Annotated in this window: 16 protein-coding genes and 1 pseudogene; 1 reads left to right on the forward strand and 16 read right to left on the reverse strand. The window is 67.4% G+C overall.

What is annotated here, in order from left to right; translation table 11 throughout:
• Nucleotides 1–86: 86 nt before the first annotated feature.
• The 16 genes from BL254_RS23405 to BL254_RS27475 form a co-directional block, all read right to left on the reverse strand.
• The gene (locus BL254_RS23405; protein WP_076845179.1) at nucleotides 87–2,285 is read right to left on the reverse strand and encodes a serine/threonine-protein kinase PknK; all 2,199 of its coding nucleotides are present in this window, start codon (nucleotides 2,283–2,285) and stop codon (nucleotides 87–89) included.
• A 383-nt stretch (nucleotides 2,286–2,668) separates the two neighbouring features.
• On the reverse strand, nucleotides 2,669–3,556 hold the full coding sequence (locus BL254_RS23410; protein WP_047225120.1) for an SMP-30/gluconolactonase/LRE family protein: 888 nt from the start codon (nucleotides 3,554–3,556) through the stop codon (nucleotides 2,669–2,671).
• A 30-nt stretch (nucleotides 3,557–3,586) separates the two neighbouring features.
• The gene (locus BL254_RS23415; RefSeq protein WP_052914969.1) at nucleotides 3,587–5,011 is read right to left on the reverse strand and encodes an aldehyde dehydrogenase family protein; all 1,425 of its coding nucleotides are present in this window, start codon (nucleotides 5,009–5,011) and stop codon (nucleotides 3,587–3,589) included.
• Entirely contained in the window at nucleotides 5,008–5,538 is a 531-nt protein-coding gene (locus BL254_RS27465) for a hypothetical protein (RefSeq protein ID WP_047225119.1), read from the reverse strand. The genes BL254_RS23415 and BL254_RS27465 overlap by 4 nt, the downstream gene beginning before the upstream one ends.
• Nucleotides 5,535–6,566: a phosphotransferase family protein gene (locus tag BL254_RS23425; RefSeq protein ID WP_047225118.1), complete on the reverse strand. Its 1,032-nt coding sequence runs from the start codon at nucleotides 6,564–6,566 to the stop codon at nucleotides 5,535–5,537. Before BL254_RS23425 ends, BL254_RS27465 begins: the two co-directional genes overlap by 4 nt.
• A complete protein-coding gene (locus BL254_RS27470; RefSeq protein WP_076845181.1) occupies nucleotides 6,563–7,672 on the reverse strand; it encodes a hypothetical protein in 1,110 nt (369 codons plus the stop codon). The genes BL254_RS23425 and BL254_RS27470 overlap by 4 nt, the downstream gene beginning before the upstream one ends.
• A complete protein-coding gene (locus BL254_RS23435; RefSeq protein ID WP_371391271.1) occupies nucleotides 7,669–9,363 on the reverse strand; it encodes a thiolase C-terminal domain-containing protein in 1,695 nt (564 codons plus the stop codon). Before BL254_RS23435 ends, BL254_RS27470 begins: the two co-directional genes overlap by 4 nt.
• Nucleotides 9,360–10,589, reverse strand: a complete 1,230-nt coding sequence (locus tag BL254_RS23440; protein ID WP_217699359.1) for a cytochrome P450 — start codon at nucleotides 10,587–10,589, stop codon at nucleotides 9,360–9,362. The genes BL254_RS23435 and BL254_RS23440 overlap by 4 nt, the downstream gene beginning before the upstream one ends.
• A gap of 37 nt (nucleotides 10,590–10,626) precedes the next feature.
• Entirely contained in the window at nucleotides 10,627–11,997 is a 1,371-nt protein-coding gene (locus BL254_RS23445) for a phenylacetate--CoA ligase family protein (RefSeq protein WP_254858468.1), read from the reverse strand.
• A gap of 113 nt (nucleotides 11,998–12,110) precedes the next feature.
• On the reverse strand, nucleotides 12,111–13,208 hold the full coding sequence (locus BL254_RS23450) for an LLM class flavin-dependent oxidoreductase (RefSeq protein ID WP_047225116.1): 1,098 nt from the start codon (nucleotides 13,206–13,208) through the stop codon (nucleotides 12,111–12,113).
• Nucleotides 13,209–13,415: 207 nt separating this feature from the next.
• Nucleotides 13,416–14,174 carry an SDR family NAD(P)-dependent oxidoreductase gene (locus BL254_RS23455; RefSeq protein WP_047225115.1) on the reverse strand — a complete coding sequence of 253 codons (759 nt, stop codon included), beginning with the start codon at nucleotides 14,172–14,174 and terminating at the stop codon, nucleotides 13,416–13,418.
• Nucleotides 14,175–14,349: 175 nt separating this feature from the next.
• Nucleotides 14,350–14,640 carry a cytochrome C oxidase subunit IV family protein gene (locus BL254_RS23460; protein ID WP_047225114.1) on the reverse strand — a complete coding sequence of 97 codons (291 nt, stop codon included), beginning with the start codon at nucleotides 14,638–14,640 and terminating at the stop codon, nucleotides 14,350–14,352.
• A gap of 17 nt (nucleotides 14,641–14,657) precedes the next feature.
• Nucleotides 14,658–15,257: a cytochrome c oxidase subunit 3 gene (locus tag BL254_RS23465; RefSeq protein ID WP_139342472.1), complete on the reverse strand. Its 600-nt coding sequence runs from the start codon at nucleotides 15,255–15,257 to the stop codon at nucleotides 14,658–14,660.
• 159 nt (nucleotides 15,258–15,416) lie between these two features.
• Entirely contained in the window at nucleotides 15,417–16,076 is a 660-nt protein-coding gene (locus BL254_RS23470) for a hypothetical protein (RefSeq protein ID WP_175648468.1), read from the reverse strand.
• Nucleotides 16,077–16,463: 387 nt separating this feature from the next.
• Entirely contained in the window at nucleotides 16,464–17,618 is a 1,155-nt protein-coding gene (locus BL254_RS23475) for an acyl-CoA dehydrogenase family protein (RefSeq protein WP_047225112.1), read from the reverse strand.
• Complete coding sequence (locus BL254_RS27475; RefSeq protein ID WP_371391276.1) at nucleotides 17,575–18,585, reverse strand: thiolase family protein; 1,011 nt, start codon at nucleotides 18,583–18,585, stop codon at nucleotides 17,575–17,577. The genes BL254_RS23475 and BL254_RS27475 overlap by 44 nt, the downstream gene beginning before the upstream one ends.
• Nucleotides 18,586–19,205: 620 nt before the next feature.
• Between BL254_RS27475 and BL254_RS29705 the strand changes: the two are divergent.
• Nucleotides 19,206–19,301 (forward strand): annotated as a pseudogene (locus BL254_RS29705) (enoyl-CoA hydratase); the annotation flags it as partial.
• Nucleotides 19,302–19,484: the final 183 nt, after the last annotated feature.

The raw sequence follows: 19,484 nt of genomic DNA on the forward strand, positions 1-19,484 counted from the left end.
CACCCCGTCTACCCGAGACCGTGTGGATCAACCAGCCAGTCCCAAGCCAACCGAGTAACGACCAACTGTCTCATTTGACTTGACATCTACCGCTCCGCCAGTTCGAAGTCGTGACGCGCCCGGGCGGCTGCGGCGGACTGGATGGCATAGGCGAACGCTCGCCGAGGCTCGCCCGCGGCGTCGAAATGGTAGGCGAGATCGAACGCCCGTCCGGGCTCGCGGAGCTCGATCTCCTCGGCTGCCCGCCGATGTAGCTCTGTGAGCTCGATCGGGTCGAGACCGGCCAGGAGGCTCGCCCGCAGCCTGTCGTGCGCAAAACAGTACCTCCCTTCGGGGCCGGCCCATGCCAGATTGCGATCAATGGCCTGTCTGATCGCTTCGGCTGCTTCGTCCTGCCGTTGCCCGACGAGCCGGGCGGCAAGCTCCAGGTCGAACTCACGCCCCAGCACGGCTCCCGCGTCGAGTAGTCRGCGCGTCGCCTCCGCCAGGAGCGCAAAGCGTCGCGCGAGAAATCCCGCGGTCTCGCGCGAGGCCTGCCAGCCGCCCGGGACCGGATTGAACCGCCACCCGTGAGTGCTCGGTGTCAGGGCATTCACCTCGACCAGCCCGCGGAGCACCGCCGAGATCATCAGCGGGTTTCCACGCGACAGTTCGACCACGACCTCTGTGGCGTCCGCCGGCACCCTGCCGGCCATCGACTCGACGACCTGACCGATCTGGCACGGGTTCAGGGGCGGAAGGTGCAGGCACTCGATCCCCGGGACCTCCGTCAGCCGCTGGTGTGGTCCGGGCTCCTCTGGTCTGATCGCCGCCACCACGAGCACGTGCCGCTGCGGGAGCCCGTCTCCCACGTTGTGGTTCGCCCATGCCTCCAGCAGCCGCAGCGTCAGTTCGTCAGCCCACTGGCAGTCGTCGACCACGACGACGGCCGGGCGTGCCGCGGTGCCCAGTGCGTCCAACAGCGAGACGAGCGCTGCCACGAGATGGGCCCGCGCGAGCGATTCCGGTATCCGAGTTCCCACGCCGGTGCCACCGAGGACGTCACCCAGTTCCGGAAGCGCGTCACACAGCGGACCAGCCGCATCCGCCAGCCGTTCGGCCAGGTCGGCTCCGAACCCGGGCTCGGCGCTCACCTGCTTGAGCAGGTCACTGACGATACCGGCGAGCATGTGCAGCGGCTGCTGGGCGGAGCGTTCTATTCCCCGCCCACGGAAGACCCGGGCGCCCCCGGCGGCCGCGCGTTGACAGAACTCGTCGAGTACCCGTGTCTTGCCGCCACCTGAGCTGGCCTGAACGACCACCGTGGCGGCGCCGCCGCGACGAGCCTTCGCCAGCCACTGGTGCAGTGTCTCCAGCTCGCTCTCCCGCCCGGTGAGCGGAGGCTCGGTCAGGCTCTCCCGCGCGTCATGAGCCCCGACCGGGATGCCCGGCTCCGCGATTCCCCTGCGCAGGGCGTTGTCCAACTGATCGACATCCGCCAGAGCGGCCCACGCCGAGCGATAGCGATCATCGGGATCCTTGCGCAGGAGCCTGCGCAGAATCTCTTCCAGCGCCTGCGGTATCGAGACGCCCAGCGTGCGCAGCGACGGTACGGCGGTCGACAGCTGCTGACGAAGAACTTCGCGGACGTCGCTCCCGTCGAACGGAGGGTGTCCCACCAGGCATTCAAAGAGGACGATACCGGTCGAATACAGATCCGACCGGCAGTCGACGGGTCTGTCCAGAATGCCAGCCAGTTCGGGCGCCATGTAGCGGGACGAGGACGCGGGATCGTTGAGCGACCCCGGGGTCGGGAAGATGCTCGACACCAGACCGAAGTCGACCAGTGTCGCCACCCGCACGGGGGAACCATCGTCGACCACTATGTTGGCGGGTCTGACGTCGCGGTGAACCAGGCCGTGATCATGGAATCGAGCCAGCGAGCGCAGTACCTGGCGAGCGACGGTAAGGYAGTCGAGGACGCCCATGGTGTCGACGGTCAGTCGCTGTTGCAGCGAGATCCCGTCGACGTACGGCCTGACCAGATAGACGTGCCCGGTATCCTCGAGCGTATCGACCACGGTGGCGATGCCAGGCTCTCCCAGGCGTCTGATCAGTGATATCTCGTGCGTCAGACGACGCCGGTTCTCGACCGGCAACGGCCCGAGTTCAACGGACCTGACAACCACCTGGACGCCCGTCCGGCGGTCAGACGCCAGCAGTGTCTCCGCTCCGGCGCAACGCTTGAGTACCCGCACGACGTCGTACCGGGCCAACAGTCCTGGGCCGGCTGGCGTGTCACTCATGGCGGCTCACCCCGATCCGCGCCGATCCGGACGTCCATGTTGTTTTCTCGCGACTGCGAACTCTGGTTCTCCGTATTTGTTCGAAATGTTTTTGCTACTTCGTTTCCCGGCCTTCGCGGGTAGGGGTCAAATACGGTCGCAGCTGAAAAAACAATTGGTTGTTTTTAGCATAGTGGCGTAGGATACGCCATGTCAACCACGTACCCTGACGGTCGCGGGATCTCGGACCGGGGATGCGGGTGTCCCGGCCCGGTCCGCTGTCGACAAAAACCTGGCAGACACGATCCGATGAGGCGTCAGAAGGTGAATTTGTGACCGAGGACAGGACATGACGGGGATGGGGATGGGACGTGGTGCGGGTGCCGGATGCTGCCTGGGCCGGGTCACGGTCTACCTTCGGAGCGCGGAACGTCGACCGTGTGCACGTACAGCTCCCCTTCCTTGGCCGCCTTTCGCTCGTGCTCGGCAAAGCTCGGCGCGGTGCAGATCAGCAGGGTTCGGCCGTCTTCGCCGCCCAGGGTGCAGGAGTACAGGCCGAGGCCGTGGGGCGCGCGGACCTCGTCGACGACCTTTCCGCCGGGCGCGACTCGGCAGGCGCGCCCGTTGAGTGCGTCAGCCACCCAGATGTGCCCCTCGGCGTCGAGCACACAGCCGTCCGGAGCGAAGTCGGTCCGCACGATGGTCTCGATCGACTCGTAGGAGGGCTCCGTGCCCACCTGGCCCCATACTCGCCGGTCCCGGAGGCTGCCGTCCTGGTCGATGGTGAAGGCGGTGAATCGCCCGCCGAAAGTTTCGGCCACGATCAACGTGTCGTTCTCCGGCGTGACCACCATCCCGTTGGGGAATCGGAGGTCCTGGGCCGCGACGTGCACTGATCCGTCCGGATCGACGCGGAGGATGTCACCGGGCTCCGGCGTCGCCCCGGCGAACAGGTCGAAGCCGAAGGTGCCGACGTATGCCCGGCCGAACCTGTCCACAACCATGTCGTTGATGTACTGGGGAGACAGCGCGGACAGGTCCGCATGCTCCGACACCACTCCGGCCGGCGACAGGCGCAGAATTCGGCGGTCTGTCATCGAAGCGACGAGCAGCGAGCCGTCCGGGAGCCAGCCCGAGCCGGACGGCTGGTTCGGCACGGTCGCGACGTGCTCGGCCCGCCCGTCGACGCTGACCCGCAGCACCTCGTGGGCATACAGGTCGGACACGTACCACGACCCGTCGTGCCAGCGGAGCCCTTCGAAGAACAAACCGCCCTCGAGCAGCTTCTCCATGACAGTCACCTCAAATCCTTGGTGTAAGTGTTATTTCCGGGACGGGATCGAGACGCTGATCGTCTTCAGCTCGCTGTAGTGGTCGAGACCGATCTGGCCGTTGGCACGGCCCACACCGCTCTGCTTCGTCCCGCCGAACGGCACCTCCGGCGACACGAGACCGTGCCGGTTCACCCAGACGGAGCCCGCGTCGAGCGACGCCGCGACCCGCTCTCCCCGTTCCACGTCCGACGTCCACACCGAGCCGCCCAGGCCGAAGTCGGTGTCGTTGGCCGTCGCGACGGCCTCGTCCACCTCGGAGAAGGGCAGCACCGGCAGCACCGGGCCGAACTGCTCCTCGGCGACCAACGCTGTCTCGGGACCCACCGCGGTCACCACTGTCGGGCGGTAGAAGTAGCCGGGTCCCTCCACCACCCGGCCGCCGGCGGCGACGCAACCACCAGCGGCCACCGCGTCCTCGGTCAGTGCCCGTACCCGGTCGAACTGCGCGCGGTTCGAGAGCGGTCCCATCGTCACCTCGGGGTCGAACGGATCACCGGTCACAACGGAGTCCGCGATCGTGGCAAGCTCCTCGACGAACGGCTCGAACACGTCCTGGTGGACGTAGAGCCTCTTGATCGCGGCGCACACCTGTCCGGCCCGGTAGAAGGCGCCCTGGAAGACCCTGGCGGCGACCTTCGGGATGTCGACGTCCGGTAACACGACCGCGGCGTCGTTGCCCCCCAGCTCCAGCGAGAGCCGCTTGAGCCGGGGCGCCGCGGCAGCCATGATCGCTCTGCCGGTCTGGATGCTGCCGGTAAAGGAGATCATTCCGATGGCCGGGTGAGTCACGAGCGACTCGCCCAGCCGGTCGTCGCCGGGGAGCACGCTCAGCACACCCGAGGGGATGTGGTCGGCCAGCAGCGACGCCAACAGCACGGTTGTCAGCGGCGCCAACGGTGAGGGCTTCACGATCACGGTGTTGCCGGCGGCGAACGCTGTGCTGATCTTCTCTGCGCAGATCAGCAGTGGTGCGTTCCACGGGATCACGGCACCGACGATGCCGATCGGCGCGCGGTGGACGCGCACCCGTTGACGCGCGTCGTCGTGCACCAGGTCGACGGCGGGCGGGGTTGCCGCGCGGTAGCTGGCGAACGCGGCGGCGCCGGCTGCCTCGAGTGTGGTGTCCCGGACCGGTACGCCGGTCTCCAGACTGATCGTCCGGGCCAGCAGGTCGCGGTTCTCGGTGATCACCCGGGCGATGTTCTCGAGGGTCTCCCGTCGCAGGGCCGGGTCCCGACTCCAGGTGGTGCCGGCCTTCCGGGCCGCGGCAACGGCCGCCTCGAGCAGGTCGACGGAGCCGGCCGGGCAGTCCGCGGCCCGCTCGCCGGTCGCCGGRTTGACCACCGGGATGGTCTCGTCGATGGGCACCGGTCGGCCGTCCACCCACAGCGTGGGTACGTCCACAGTGGTCACTGATCGGCTCCTTCGGGGTGTGCACGGGGTGTGGGCGCGCCCGCGGCGGGCGGGAACACCGCCTGCCAGGCCTGGCGCCTGCGGGCATGGTCGCCCAGACAGGAGTAGAAGCGCCTGAGCAGGTATCTCGCCGCCATCCGTCCCGGTTCGGAGGTGCTCGGGTCGGACGCGTAGCGCTGGACGGCGACCAGCCGCGCGGAGCTCAGGGCTCTGGTGTCCCGCCACAGCTCACCGACCTCGGTCAGGTTCAGACTGGCCGACGCGACGACGCGAGCGGCCAGCTCGGTGCACCCGTCGGTGGTGTCCGCGAGCTCCAGCAGCCGTCCGATCCGCTCGCAGTACGCGATGAGGTCCCAGGTCTCGGCAATCAGCAGCAGGTGCCGGTCGTTGAGCTCGATCTCGGCCGTCTCGAGCAGTTTCACCGCCGCGCGCAGCTCACCGGCCAGCTCGCCGGGCACCTCGGGAACGATCTTCGCGGTGAGAAACGCGCGGATGCCGGACAGCGTCGAGAGAGCGTCGAGCGTCATGACGGTTGCGCCTCGTGCAGGGCGGCCTGCAGCAGTTCCGCGAGCTGCGCCTCGATGTGGTAAAGACCGCGGCCCATCAGCCGCAGCGTGGGGCTGGCCAGCGGTCCGCCGCGCGTGACGCCGGTCAGGAAGATGGCCGCCAGCTTGACCAGCGCGAAGATCCGCCAGGACAGCAGGGCCTCGGGGTCGACCGCGTTGCCGGTCTCCTCCTGGTAGGTGGCCAGGTACTCCTGGGCCGACAACAGGCCGCCCACCAGATCCCACCGGGTGGTCCACAGCATCGTCCAGGCGATGTCCTCGAGCGGATCGCCGAGGTGTGCCAGTTCCCAGTCCAGCACGGTGACGTTGCCGTCGGCGCCGAGCAGGAGGTTGTTCGTCTTGAAGTCGCCGTGCACGAGACACCGCCGCGACGTTCTCGGGGGGCGGTCGCGCAGCAGCTCCGTCGCCGCCCGTAGCAGCGGGCCGGGGTCGACGCTCGAGGCGTCGATCTCCCGGGCCCACCTCTCGATCTCGTGGAGCGTGCCCCGCGCGGACCTGGCCAGCGGCGGCGGACAGTCCTGCCAGTCCAGCCGGTGYAGCCTCGCCTGCAGGCGCACCAGTTCCACGCCCAGGCGGTGCCGGTCGGTCTCGGGGTGGGCCGCCAGGTGCTTGCGGATGTCGGTCCCGTCCACCCGATCGATGATCATGAATGGCTGGGTCAGCGGTGAGTCCTCGGTGACGCACCACCGTGGCCGGGGCACCGGTACGGCGAGCCGGTCCAGCGTGGCGAGCAGGTCGAACTCCGTGCGCAGGTCGCCGTCCAGCATGCCCCGCTCGATGCTCCTGCGCAGCACGAGCTTGTGGAGCTCCTGGCGCTCACCGTCCCGGAGGTCGAACGCCCAGGTCTCGTGCGCCGTGCCGCCGGCGAGCCTGCGCAGGCCCGTCAGGTCGACCTGGCGGTCCAGCTGCGCGCCGAGGAACTCACGCAGCGACACCTCGAGCCCGGCTTCGTAGGACGAGGGACACCGGTGCGACACCGCCGTGCTCACGAGTACAGCCCGTAGCGTGGGAAGTCCCCGTACACCTGGGTCTCGAACGTGCCGTATCCCACCTCGCCGGTGCTCGCCTCCATCCTGCACAGCATGTGTGCCGGGCCGATTCCGATCGTCACCGCGGGGTCGGTGAGGTCGAAGGACACCGAGTCGACCCAGTTGTGGCCCCGGTACGCACCGTGGCGCCACGGGTCCGGGCCGCCGTAGCCGGTGCCGGCCCGCAGGTAGGCGCCGGGGTGGAGCGGGGTGAGGGCAACCGTGGTCCGGCTCCCGTCCACGTCGCGGAAGGACACGGACCCCCCGAGCAGCTCACGGGTGCCCGGGTCGAACTTCAGCTCGTGCTCTGGCACACCGAGCTCGAGCGCCTCGCCCCCGTCGGCCAGCGACGGCGCCTGCCGCACGGTCTCGATCTCGCGCCGGCCGTCGGCGTGTTCGGAAAGGCTGAAGTGGACGGTCCGGCCCTCGAACTGCATGGGTGACCAGATCCACAGCGGCGGTCGGTCCCGGCCCAGCCTGCGCGCCTGCGCGAGACCGGCCGGTTCCCGCTCCATGCCCATGGAGCGCACACCCCACGACCGGTCCCGGGCACCCCACCAGGTGTCCGGGCCGACCTCGAGACGTGAGCCGTCGACCGTGAGGAACCCGTTCCAGGTGCMTGTCTGGATCAGGCGCGTACCCTGCTCCACGACCCGGCCGAGCAGGCGGCTGAACAGGGGCGGCTCCTCGACAGGGGCCGCCACGGCCTGCCACTCCAGATCGAGTTCGACGGTCTGGCCGCGGGGTTCGCCGCGAAACCTCAGGCGACGCAGCCCCTCGATGACCTCAAGGGTGAACGGACCGACCGCCGACGTGTCGAGCCGGTCGGTGCCGAGTTCCCGGGACGCGCGGGTGGTGTACTGGGTGGTCCTCGTGGCGACCGAGGCAAAGGCGTCGATCACCCCCAGGTTGGGGTACGCGCCCATGCCCAGGAGAAAGAACGTGCTGCCGTCCCGCGAGTGGCCGGTCAGGAAATGYCGATCGTAGAACCGCCGGTCGCTGGTACCGACGAACCGCACGGGATCCGGGGTCTGGTGGATCAGGAAATCGTCAGCCGGGCCAATCATCGTTGAACTCCTGACCTGCGTCTGGTGGACCGTCGACGCTCGCCGGTGAGCAGCATGCAGTTCGCCGGTATTCCGCCGCCGCAGGTGACGACGGCGACTTGCGCCCCCGCGACCTGACGAGGACCGGCATCCCCCCGCAGCTGAACCACCGCCTCGTACAGCTGCCCGTAGCCATTGCTCCGGCCGGACGAGAGCTGCCCGCCGTGCGGGTTCACCGGCAGGTCGCCGTCCGGCCCGATCCGGGTACCGCTCGACACGAAGTCACCCGCCTCTCCCGGCCCGCAGAAACCGAGCGCCTCGATCCAGGAGAGGACGTTGAAGGTGAACCCGTCGTAGAGATTCGCCAGGTCGACGTCCTCGCGGGACACGCCGCTGCGGCTCCACAGATGAGCGGCCGGGCCGAAGACGTTCAGCTGGTGTGTCAACGTTCCCTGGTCCCAGGACTGGACCTCGGTGAGCCGGGTTCCGACCGCGTCGACCCGAACCGMTGGTCGACGCAGGTCCGCCACCGTGTCCGCCGCGGAGACAACCACCGCGTAGGCGGCGTCGCACGGCACGTCGCAGTCGAAGATCCCGAACGGTGTCGATATCGTCCGGCCGGCGAAATAGGCATCCGCGTCCAGCGGGTCGGCGTACAGCGCGTCCGGGTTGCGCCGCGCGTGCCGGCGCGACGCCACCGCCACCCAGCACAGCGCTTCCCGGCCGACCCCGTAGCGGGTGAGGTACTGGGACGCGGCCAGCGCCACCCAGTTGGCCGGGGACACCGCGCCGAACGGCTCCTGCCACTGGGCCTCGCCGTGGACCCGGCCCCCGGCGGCCGGCGGGTACAGGCCGGGGCGCTGCCGGGTCCCGACCGAGGACCAGCACAGCACGTGCCTGCACAGCCCGGCCGCGACCGCGAGCATGGCCTCGATCACCGCACCGGTCTGCCCCGGCACCTCGTGCGCGCCGCTGTACCAGGCCGGATCGATCGAAAGAGCCCGCCCGACCGTCGCCGTTGCCGTGTCGGCGCTGCCCGGCCCGCCGAAGGCACCCGGATAGGTGCACAGCCCGTCGATCTCGGCCGCCGACAGCCCCGCGTCGTCGATAGCGGCGCGGCAGGCGGCCAGTACCAGTTCCGGCCCGGACTGTGAAAGGCGCCTTCCGCACGGGGACCGCCCGATTCCCGACAGCACCGCCCGGTGCTCGAAGCGCCGGCTCGACCGCGGCGGCGCGACGAGCCGCTCCGGCTCCGGGACCCGGCCGTCCCGTGTCGCACCACCGGTCGGGGCGAAGATCGGCAGCCACACGTCCTCGACCTGTCGGAACAGCGCTCGGACGGGCATGCCGACATGGACGGCGGAATGCCCGCAGCCGACGATGTTCGTCGTGAGCCGTACCCGTGGGTCCTCGGCAAGTGCCACGACCGCGATGACGTACGGCGCCAGGAGCTGCGGGGTCCACCGCTGGTGGTTGACGGTGTAGGCGACCACCGTTGCCTCACCGGACACCGGGACGCTGTCGATCTCGGTGTCACCGCATGCCGGACACAGCTCGTGGGACGGGTGCAGAAGCCGTGAGCACGTCACGCACCAGCCTGCTCGTAGCCGTCCGTCCGCGCCCGAGGTCCAGAACGCTCCCGAGAGCCCGTCGAGCGCGGGGAGCCTGCCGGAGCGCTCGGCCGGGATCACGTCGGGCAGCGCGCAGGTCACGGCCGGCTCCCGCCGGCGGTGACCCAGAGCTCCCGGAGCCCGCGGGTGAGGAACACCGGCTGCCAGGTCAGCTCGCGGTCGGCAAGCCGCAGGCCGGGCAGCGCCCGCACGACGATCGGGAGCGCGGTCGAGGCCTCCAGCCGGGCCAGCGCGGCACCCAGGCAGAAATGGGCGCCGAAACCGAAAGCGACGTGCGGTTTCGCCGACGTGCGGTCGAGGCGCAGCACGTCGGGACTGTCGAACACGGCCGGGTCGTGGTTCGCCGACGCGAGCAGCATGAACACGCGTTGCCCCCGGCGCATCCGCGCGCCCTCGAAGTCGGCGTCCTCGGCGAGAACGCGGACGACCGCCTTGCCGGGGCCGTCGTACCTGAGGAACTCCTCGACGGCGCCCCGGACCGGGACCCGGCCCTCGCGGAACACCCGCATCTGGTCCGGATGCCGTATCAGCGCCAGTATCGAGTTCGCGATGAGGTTCGCGGTGGTCTCGTGGCCGCCGAACAGCAGCAGGGTGCACGTCGCGATCAGCTCGGCCTCGGACAGGCTGTCGTCGGCTTCCCGCGCTCGGATCAGGGCTGTGATGAGGTTTGYCGCGGGATGTTTCGTATAGTGCCGGAGAAGATCGCGGAAGAACGCGATCAGCTCGTCCATGGCATGGGCGGATCGCCGATACCGGTCAGGATCGTCGAGACCCGCCGACACCAGCGTCCCGATGTCGTCGGACCACTCCTTGAACCGGTCGCGGTCGGCCACCGGCACACCGAGCATTTCGGCGATGACCATTGCCGGGAGCGGATAGGCGAAATTCTCGATCAGATCGAACTCACCGCTGAGGTCGATGTTCGTCAGCAGCTCGTTCGACAGGCTCCGGACGCGTTCCGCCATCTGCGCAACCGACCTCTGGGTGAACGCCCGGCGCACGAGCGCCCGCAGGCGCAGGTGGTTGGGCTCGTCCTGGAACACCATCCAGTTCCGCAGGACGATGAAGGCCTGCCGAACCAACGGGTCCGTGTCCGGGCCACTGAGCTTGTACTCGATGAACGGCGCGATGCGGTCCGAGGAGAAACGGGCGTCCCGCAAGCCCTTCGACACCACATCGTGGCTGGTCAGCAGCCACGACCTGTAACGGGGATCCCACAGCACCGGATGTTCGTCCCGGACCCGCGCGAAGTACCGGTAGGGGTCGCGGATCGCCTCGGGACTGAGAATGTTCACGTCATCTGTCACGTCATCTGTCACGTCATCTGTCACGTCATCTGTCACTTCATCTGGTGGGGTGCTCACGCGGTTCTCCCTGTCGGCTGTTCGGGCGCTCGTCGATCACCCGCCGGGACTTCAATGTCGCCCGCTCGAACGTTCCATGATCGAAAAGGGTGACCGGAATCCGAATGAGACAGCGGTGCCTGAGCTCCTCCTCCGTGCGCCTCCTCAGCCGGGCACGGTCCTCCTCTCCGCCGGAATGGGCCGGGGCGACCTCGGCCTCCACGGCGATCTCGTCCAGGTTGCCCTGCCGGGTGACCCTGATCCGGAACTCCGGGCCGAGYCCGTCGACGCCGCGCAGGGCGTGCTCGATACCCGACGGGAAGATGTTGGCGCCGCGAATCACCAGCATGTCGTCCGCCCTGCCCAGCAGTCCCCGCGGCAGCCGGGGGTAGGTCCGGCCACAGGGACAGGGCTCCCTGGTCAGATAGCTGCGGTCGTTCGAGGCGAACCTGATCATCGGCTGGGAGGCCCGCCACAGATGCGTGTAGACGAGATTGCCGATCTCACCCTCCGGGACCGGGCTCGCCGGGTCGTCGGGGTGGACGATCTCCGTCCAGACCTCGTCGGTGTAGACGTGCATGCCGTTCATCTCGCGGCATTCGGCATTCGTCACGAACGGGAACATCTCGGACGAGGTCCCCGCGTCGCAGACCGTCTCCAGGCCCCAGGTCTCCAGCAGGAGCCGTCGCGTCGAGGGAATCGAACCACCCGGCTCCCCGCCGCTGAGGAACAGCCGCAGGGGCGAGGCGGCGGGGTCGTACCCCATCTCCCGCGCCACCTCGGCCATGTGCAGCATGTACGTCGGAGTGGCCTCGACCACCGTGCAGCCCATCCGGTCGATCATCTCGATGTGCCGGCGCGTGTCGGCGGCGCCCATCGRCAGCACGGTGGCTCCCACCGACTCGGCCGCGTACAACATCGCCCAGCCGCCGAAGAACATACCGAACGGAAAAGCGAAGTGAACCGTGTCGGTGGGCCGGACGCCCGACGCCCAGTGGGTCAGCGCGAAGATCTCACGGGCATGATCCCAGTCGCTTCGCGCGACGCCGTACATCGTGGGCACACCCGAGGTGCCGCTCGAGCCGTGAATCCGGTAGATGTCGTTGCGCGGTATGCCCAGATAGGAGCCGAACGGTGGATGCTCGGCCTGGTCGTCGACCAGCATCTTCTTGGTGATGACAGGGCACCGCTTGGTGAAGTCGTCGAAGCTGCGCACCTGGTCGGGGTGGAAACCGTGGGCATCCCAGTGGCGCCGATAGAACGGAAGCTCGTACGCACGTGCAAGCTGCCGGCGAAGCTGAACCAGGGTCGACGCGTCCCGGTCCGCGGGATCCCGCAGCTCACGTCCGGGGTTCCAATAGGGCGACGACACGTCTCGCACTTTGCTGGCCTCCCTCGTCAGAACTCGTCCGGCGGCCGCCAGCCGCGAACACAGGAAAAACCGTGCTGGCGGCCGCTCGCCGGCGCCGTACCATGAACCTCTGGTCAGGCCCGTGCGGACTCCGCGATCCTGTTGACCTCGGGAATGACTTCCTCGGCGATCAGCCTGAGGCTGGCCTGTACCGTCTCCAGGGGCATTCCACCGAACGAGACGAGCAACATCTGCTGGAAGTCTCCGATCAGCTCGATCCGACGACGCATCTGTTCGATCATCTGTTCGGGCGCGCCATTCCACTGCAGCCCGTAGAATTTCTCGAACCCGGCCTCGCGGCCGGCATCCCGCAGCAGGTCCGCGCCTTCCTGGTACGACTCGTAGCCCTTGCTCCGCCCAAAGTGCTGACCATCGAACTCGTAGTGGTCGACCATGGCCGAGAAGAATGGTGCGAGGTGGTGTCGCATTGTCTTGTCCGCGACGTCCGGGTCCTCGTGGCAGTACGCGAAGTCGAGGAGTACCGGAGGAGGCGGCTCGGTGCCCTGCTTCTCCCGGTACCGCGCACGCCAGGTATTGAACTGGTCAGCCTGCTGCTCGATCTCGTACTGGTAGTTGAAGCACATCATCGTGCCGCCGAAGTCAGCGGCCGCAAGGGTGGACGCCGGCGACATGGCGATGTTGAACAGGCGGTCCCGGAATCCCCTCTCGGGCTTCGGGAAGATATCCGCGCGGGCCTGCCTGAAATATTTTCCGTCGTGTTCGATGTAGCCCTTCTCAAGACCGTCGAGAATCATCCTGGCGGACTCGGTGAAGCGCTCGCGGGACTCGTCCATGCTGACGCCGAAGCGCTCGTACTCGTCACGCGCGAGTCCGCGCCCGATGCCCAGCAGCAGCCTGCCGTCGGACAGCGCGTCCAGCATGCTGATACGTTCGGCCAGCCGGAGCGGGTCGTTCTGCCCCTGCCACCACGGCAGGATGATGGCCCCGGTCCCCAGCCTGATCCGACTGGTGCGTGCCGCGAGGTATGTCAACGCCTGGAGCGGGTCCGGGGAGACACAGTAGGGCCTGTCGAAATGATGCTCCGGAACCCACACCGAGTCGTAGCCGAGGTCTTCGGCGATCTCGCCGAGCCGCATCTCCTCCTTCCACAGCTCGCTGTCAGACTTTCCAGAGCTGGCATTTGCCAGCAGCAACAACAGTCCGAAATGCATGTCAGCAGTGCCTCTCTCGACGACTGATATAAATATTCTGCGGCCCCGGCCTGCTCACGTCATCCGTGCTACGTACGACTGTCGGGGCCCGGCCAGTCGTAGTTACCGCGGACGCGGCACGCGCACGTGACTTCGCCGGAACCACGCCGTTGGTCACCCGTCGAAGAGCGAGGACGACAACAGGCCACCGGCGGCGTCACGGGTGACTCAGTCATTTCCCTTGCTGTTCCAGCCGCCGTCCACCGGCAGGATCCCACCCGTGCAGAACGCCGAGTCGCCGGACAGGAAGAACGCGGTTGCGGCCGCGATTTCGGCCGGATCCCCGAGGCGGTGGATGATGTGCGAGCTCGCGAACTTCCGCCGCAGGTCGTCAGGAATGTTCGCCAGGATCGGTGTGTCGACGGTGCCTGGACAGATACAGTTGCAGCGGATTCCCTGGGCGCCGTACTCCATCGCGACCTGCCTTGTCAGGCTTACCACGCCGCCCTTGGCCGCGGAGTAGGACGCCAGGTTGGTCAGCCCCTTCAGCGCTGCCATCGAAGCGATGTTGACAATGGCGCCACCCCCTTGCCCGAGCATCGTCGGAATGACGGCCTGCAGGCCGAGCCACACTCCTCGCAGGTCGGTGTCGATCACATGGTTCCAGCCTTCGTCGGTGAGATCGACGATGTTGTCGGCACCAAACGTGTTGGTGACTCCGGCCACGTTGGCGAGGAGGCCGACCGGTCCGAAGCTCTCCGCCGTCTCGGCGACAAGTCGTTTCCAGTCGTGCCGGTCACGCACGTCCATCACGACGTGCAGGGCCTCCCCGCCGTTCGCGATGATTTCCTTGGCGGTTGCTTCCGACTCCTGCAGGTCGGCGGTCACCACCCTGGCGCCCTCGGCGGCGCATCGAAGGGCGACGGCCCTCCCGATTCCCTGGACTCCGCCGGTCACGATGGCGACCCTGCCCACCAGACGATTCATTCTGTCCTCCGATTGTCCCGGCCGTCGACACGGCGAACGAAAACCATGCCACAGCGTTTCTTCACATTGATGTGTCCATTGACGTGTCCGGTGCCGTCCGACGCGGAGACCCGGAAACGGTACGCCCCGGAAAGCAGCCGGCGCTCCGGAGCGATGCCGTCGTCGTCCCGACCCTTCAGGAAAAGCAGTCCGAGCTGCAGGAGACGATTATGGCCGTATAGTGCCCCACCACGATGATCGTGGCCATGACAAAGGCCCATGTCAGATACAGCAGTCGCCAGATCGCGGGACCGTGTCTCGCCTCGATGAAATGCAGAATGATCAGCCTGACCTTGTAGGCGGTCATGACGATGACCAGCACCGCGGCGATCGAGGTGACCAGACCTCCCTCGATCACGACGAAGGATCCGGTCGTCAGCGCGGCCAGCACCCACCACACCGCCACCGCGGAGTCGGCGCTGTTCATTCGGCACCCCTCACCCCTCATGTGAGATACAGCAGCGAGTAGATGAAGATCCACAGAAGATCCACGAAATGCCAGAAGACGCCGACGTTCTCGAGGCCGGCCAGGTACCCGACGTCGCTGGCGAGCCGGTCGCGGTTCCGCTGGAAGAAAAACATGAAGGACATGCCCGCCAGCACGTGCGCGAGATGGATGAAGGTGATCGCAAAATAGAAGGTGAAGAACGAGCTTGTCGCGATCCCGATCCCGGACCCGATCGTGACGGAGTACTCGACGGCCTTGTCCGCGCAGAATGCCAGGCCCAGGAGCAGGGCCGCGGTCAGGCGCGAGGAGACCTGCCTGGCGTCCAACCGCCGTGCGGCCTRCACCGCCTGTACCACAAAAAGTGAGCTGGTGAGCAGGATCAGCGTGTTGGCGAAACCGAACACCACGTTGAGGTGCTGATGTGACTCCCGGTACACCTCGTACTGTCGCACCCGTTCACTGGTGAATACCAGGAATATCAGAGCGAAGACGATCATGTCCATGAGGACGAAGATCCAGATGCCTTCGCTTCCCGTGGCAGGTCTGGTGTTCCTCCTCGCGACGCCTTCTCGCTCGTCGGTGTTGCCCTCTTCCACGCGGCCTCCGCTCGGTCCAGACGCTCCCGGTGGTGCTGATCGCGGATATGTGCTCCGTTCTCCTGTCGGCACCAGCACCTCGGGGACAGCAGGCCATGCCGGACCTCGTCCACACGGCCTGCTGTCCGTCTCCGTCCGGCCAGGGGCGGGTCGCCTGTTTCAGGCCCGTACCGGGATGCCGGGATCTGTGGTCGGCGTCAGTTCACCGGTCGGCGCCGGTTCTTCGAACTCCGACTTTCTCCTCGACATTTCCCTGATCAGGAAGAAGCTGTACAGGGCAAAGAAGGCGAACAGCCACGAACTGAAGATCACGAAGAAGTTCCAGGTGCCCGCCACGGTGAACGGTCCCTCCTTGATCCAGGGAAGAACCACCAGTGTGACGAAGATACTTCCGACCGCAATCGTCGCCCAGCCGGCCCAGGCGGGAAATATTTTCTGCTTCTTGTTGAGAACCGTCCACAGGCCGACGCCGACGCACTGCACCGTGGTGATGCCGTAGGTCATGTCGTAGGTGAACCAGCCGAAAACGTGAAACGCCTTGATCACGCTCGGATCGAGATCGTGTACGAGTATCGCGTTGAGCAGCCACAGGCCGGGGCAGAAGCCAAGTGACCAGGCCGTCAGCGCTCCACCGGCCAGCTCCATCCTGCTCAGCACGTTGGGCCCGCGTTCACTGTCGTTGATGACGCCACTGAGCAGACAGCACCAGGGCAGGTAGAGAAAGGCAACGCTCATGGACACCGCCATGCCGATGGCGATGGACTGGTGGTGCGGTCCGTAGTACCTGGCAACAAGCTCCTCGCCGCTCAGGCCCATCATGTTGGGTGGCGGGACGTTGTGCCCGAAGACTGCCCAGAAAATGATGTACCCGAGTACGAAGGCAGGACCGCACCATGCGATCACAAGATTCAGTCGATTCTCGGTTCTCCTATTCATCTCGATTCCTCACGGTTGTCGTACGAAGTTGCTCGAAGCACTTCCGGCGAACCCGCCCTCTCGTAAACATGGGTGGTATTGTCGCGCGTGGCCAACAGCGCGAACAACCGGAGAAACTACGTATCACCACACGGTTCTCCACCGTGGAAAGTACGCATGCCGACCCTGGCGGCGGCAGTGGGTCCGCGCCTGCTTCGTGCGGAGAAACCATGACGGGGCGGTAACTCCCCGGACTCGGAGACGTCCGTGAGCCGTGGACCGGGTACGGATTCAGTCGAGCAGGCCCCGTCCGATGATCTCTTTCATGATCTCGTTGGTGCCGCCGAGGATCGAATGGACGCGGGCGTCCACGAAGGCCCGGGCGATCGGGTACTCCAGCATGTAGCCGTAGCCACCGTGCAGTTGCACACACCGGTCGACGGCGCGCCTGAACAGGTCGGAACTCCACCACTTGGCCATCGCGGCATCAGTGGCCGACAGGTTGCCGGCCACGTGCTCGGCGATGCAGCGGTCGGTGAACGTCCGGGCCAGTTGGGCCTCGGTGGCGATTTCGGCCAGTTCGAACCGGGTGTGCTGCAACGACGAGATCGGCCTGCCGAACGCGTACCGGTCCTGAACGTACCGGACGGTGATCTCCAGCGCCCGTTCCACCCCAGCCGTGCTGCTCACCGCGATCGACAGCCGCTCCTGGGGCAGGTTCTGCATCAGGTAGACAAACCCCTGACCGAGCTCGCCGAGCACGTTCGCCGCCGGCACCCGCACGTCAGCGAAGAACAGCTCGGCGGTGTCCTGGGCCTTCATACCGACCTTCTTCAGCCGCCGACCGCGCTCGAAGCCGGGCATGCCGCGCTCCACCACCAGCAGGCTGAACCCTCGGCTTCCGGCTTCCGGGTCGGTCCTGACCACCACGATGACCAGGTCGGACAGGATGCCGTTGGTGATGAAGGTCTTCGCCCCGTTGACGATTAAGTCCGCGGCACTGCCAGGGCCGTCCCGCACCGCGGTGGTCTGGATGCCCTGCAGGTCACTGCCGGTGCCCGGCTCGGTCATCGCGATGGCGGTGATCAGTTCACCGGAGCAGAAGCCGGGCAGCCAGCGGCGCTTCTGCTCGTCGCTGGCCAGCCGCAGCAGATACGGTGCGACCACGTCGTTCTGCAGCGGTATACCCGGCCCGCTGGCGCCGGCTCTGATCAGTTCCTCGTCCAGGATCGCGTTGTACCGGAAGTCCTCGACGCCGCCACCGCCGTACTCCTCGGGCACATCGATCCCGAGCAGGCCCGCCTTTCCGGCGGCCAGCCACACGTCCCTGCTGACCTGCCCGTCCTGCTCCCACCGCTCGTGACAGGGCTCGACCTCGCGCCGCACGAACGTCCGAGCCAGCTCACGGAAGGCGTGGTGATCGTCGGTGAAGATGTTCCGCTCCATCGCGACACCCTCCTTCCGTGGCTGCTCGTGCCGGGCCGGCCGTCCGCGGCCTCTGAACGGTCGGTCGGTCACATGTGACCTGATTCCTGGTCGATCGCGACGGGTGGCTGTCCGAGACCAGAACCATCGCGGCCCCCGGACCCGCCGCCCCGCTCGAGACAACGGCCGCACGCGCATTCGGTATCTGTCGCCCCTCGGCTTCTCCGCGCAGCTGAAGGACCGCCTCGTAGAGGCCTCCATAGCCGTTGCTGCGACCCGCCGTAAGCTCCCCGCCGTGTGGATTGAGGGGCAATATACCGCCTGGACCGATCCGGGTGCCGTCGCGCACAAATTCGGCTGCCTCGCCCGGAGCGCAGAACCCGAGGGCCTCCAGCCAACAAAGGGCGTTGAAGGTGAACGTGTCGTCGAGCGCGACAAAGTCCACGTCCTGCCGAACCACGGATGCGCGGCTCCACAGATGTGCTGCCGGCACCTCGGCGTCAAGCCGGTAGCCCGCGAGACCGAGGTCCGTTTCCTCGGCCGCGATCCGCCTTGTTCCGACCRCGTCGATCCACACCGGTGGGTGTGGCCGGTGACCGCGGACATCGGTTGCCGAGACCACCAGCGCGATCGCGGCGTCACATGGCACGGCGCAGTCGAACCATCCCAGCGGGGAGGCGACCATCCTCGCCGCAAGATAGCGGTCCATCGCGAGCGGCGTACGGCACACGGCATCAGAGTTGCGGGCGGCGTGACGCCGTGCGGCGACCGCCACCCACCCCAGCGCCTCCCTGCCGTGGCCAAAGGCCGCGAGGTATTCCGAAGCTGYCAGCGCGACACGGCGCAGCGAGGACGACGCCTCGGCCGAACACCCCTGCTGAGAACCGTCGGCCGTCGGAGCGGGCCACGTACCGGCGCGGCTTCCCCCGCCACCCGGTACGGTGAGGCACAGGACATGACGGCACAGACCTGCGGAAACCGCGAGCATCGCGCTCACGATCGGACCCGTCCGGCCGGGGACGTCGCGCGCGCCACAGTGCCACACGGGTCGCAATCCCAGTACCTGCTCCACTCCCCGGACTCCGCCGGTGGACAAACCGGGTAACCCGGACGAACCGCCGTACACGCACACTCCATCGATATCGGCTCTCGACAGGCCGGCATCCGAAACTGCCGCATGGCATGCCTCGGCAGCCAGCACCGACCATGGCCGACGAAGTCGTCGGTCATGGCGGGAGCGTCCAATGCCGGTGAAGGCGACGTCGTCCTCGAAACGATGAGAGCTGACAGGCTCAGCGCAGTCGACAGTCACAGTCATCGGACTGTCAGGCCCGGACCTGGATGCGACTTCGTTCGACACATGGAATCACAGGAAGTTCCACCAGCCTCCGCGTCGAGAGTTCCGCCGCCACTGACGGGCCGGACACGACATCGATCGTGCCGAAACCAACCTGCCGCGATCGTCCTCGCGCCACACCCCGCCGACAACCGGGTCAACTACGTGGATCCGTGATCGGGTAAGTCGGGACAAACTACTGACCAGCGTCCGGTTGCCCACCGGCCCAGGTCGCGGGTGCGGTCCCTGACCGGCCCGACATGCTGGTCCCTCGGCGGATCTTTCATGCCACGTTCGCCACCGCGGACCAGAAGGAGGGCATGGCCGCCTTCATCGAGAAGCGCCGGCCCGTCTTCCGGGACGAGTGATCGTCTTTCCGGAACGGGTGATCACCATGGGGCGGGGTCGACGCCGGGGTGGCGGTGGCCTCGCTGGGCCGCCGGCCGGTGACCGCCGCCCGCGAGCAGGCGCTGCGGCACGCCCCCGCGCCCGGACGGGCCGGGGGGACGGTCTTCGGCCTGCCGCCGGACACCCGCGTCTCCCCGGAGTGG

This window comes from Protofrankia sp. BMG5.30, assembly GCF_001983005.1.
Taxonomy (GTDB): domain Bacteria; phylum Actinomycetota; class Actinomycetes; order Frankiales; family Frankiaceae; genus Protofrankia; species Protofrankia coriariae.

Excerpts from the sequence above, each read along its gene's own strand:
- BL254_RS23470 (WP_175648468.1), bottom strand. The coding sequence starts at position 16,076 with ATGATGGGCCTGAGCGGCGAGGAGCTTGTTGCCAGGTACTACGGACCG.
- BL254_RS27465 (WP_047225119.1), bottom strand. The coding sequence starts at position 5,538 with ATGACGCTCGACGCTCTCTCGACGCTGTCCGGCATCCGCGCGTTTCTC.
- BL254_RS23410 (WP_047225120.1), bottom strand. The coding sequence starts at position 3,556 with ATGGAGAAGCTGCTCGAGGGCGGTTTGTTCTTCGAAGGGCTCCGCTGG.
- BL254_RS23455 (WP_047225115.1), bottom strand. The coding sequence starts at position 14,174 with ATGAATCGTCTGGTGGGCAGGGTCGCCATCGTGACCGGCGGAGTCCAG.
- BL254_RS23475 (WP_047225112.1), bottom strand. The coding sequence starts at position 17,618 with ATGGAGCGGAACATCTTCACCGACGATCACCACGCCTTCCGTGAGCTG.
- BL254_RS23460 (WP_047225114.1), bottom strand. The coding sequence starts at position 14,640 with ATGAACAGCGCCGACTCCGCGGTGGCGGTGTGGTGGGTGCTGGCCGCG.
- BL254_RS23450 (WP_047225116.1), bottom strand. The coding sequence starts at position 13,208 with ATGCATTTCGGACTGTTGTTGCTGCTGGCAAATGCCAGCTCTGGAAAG.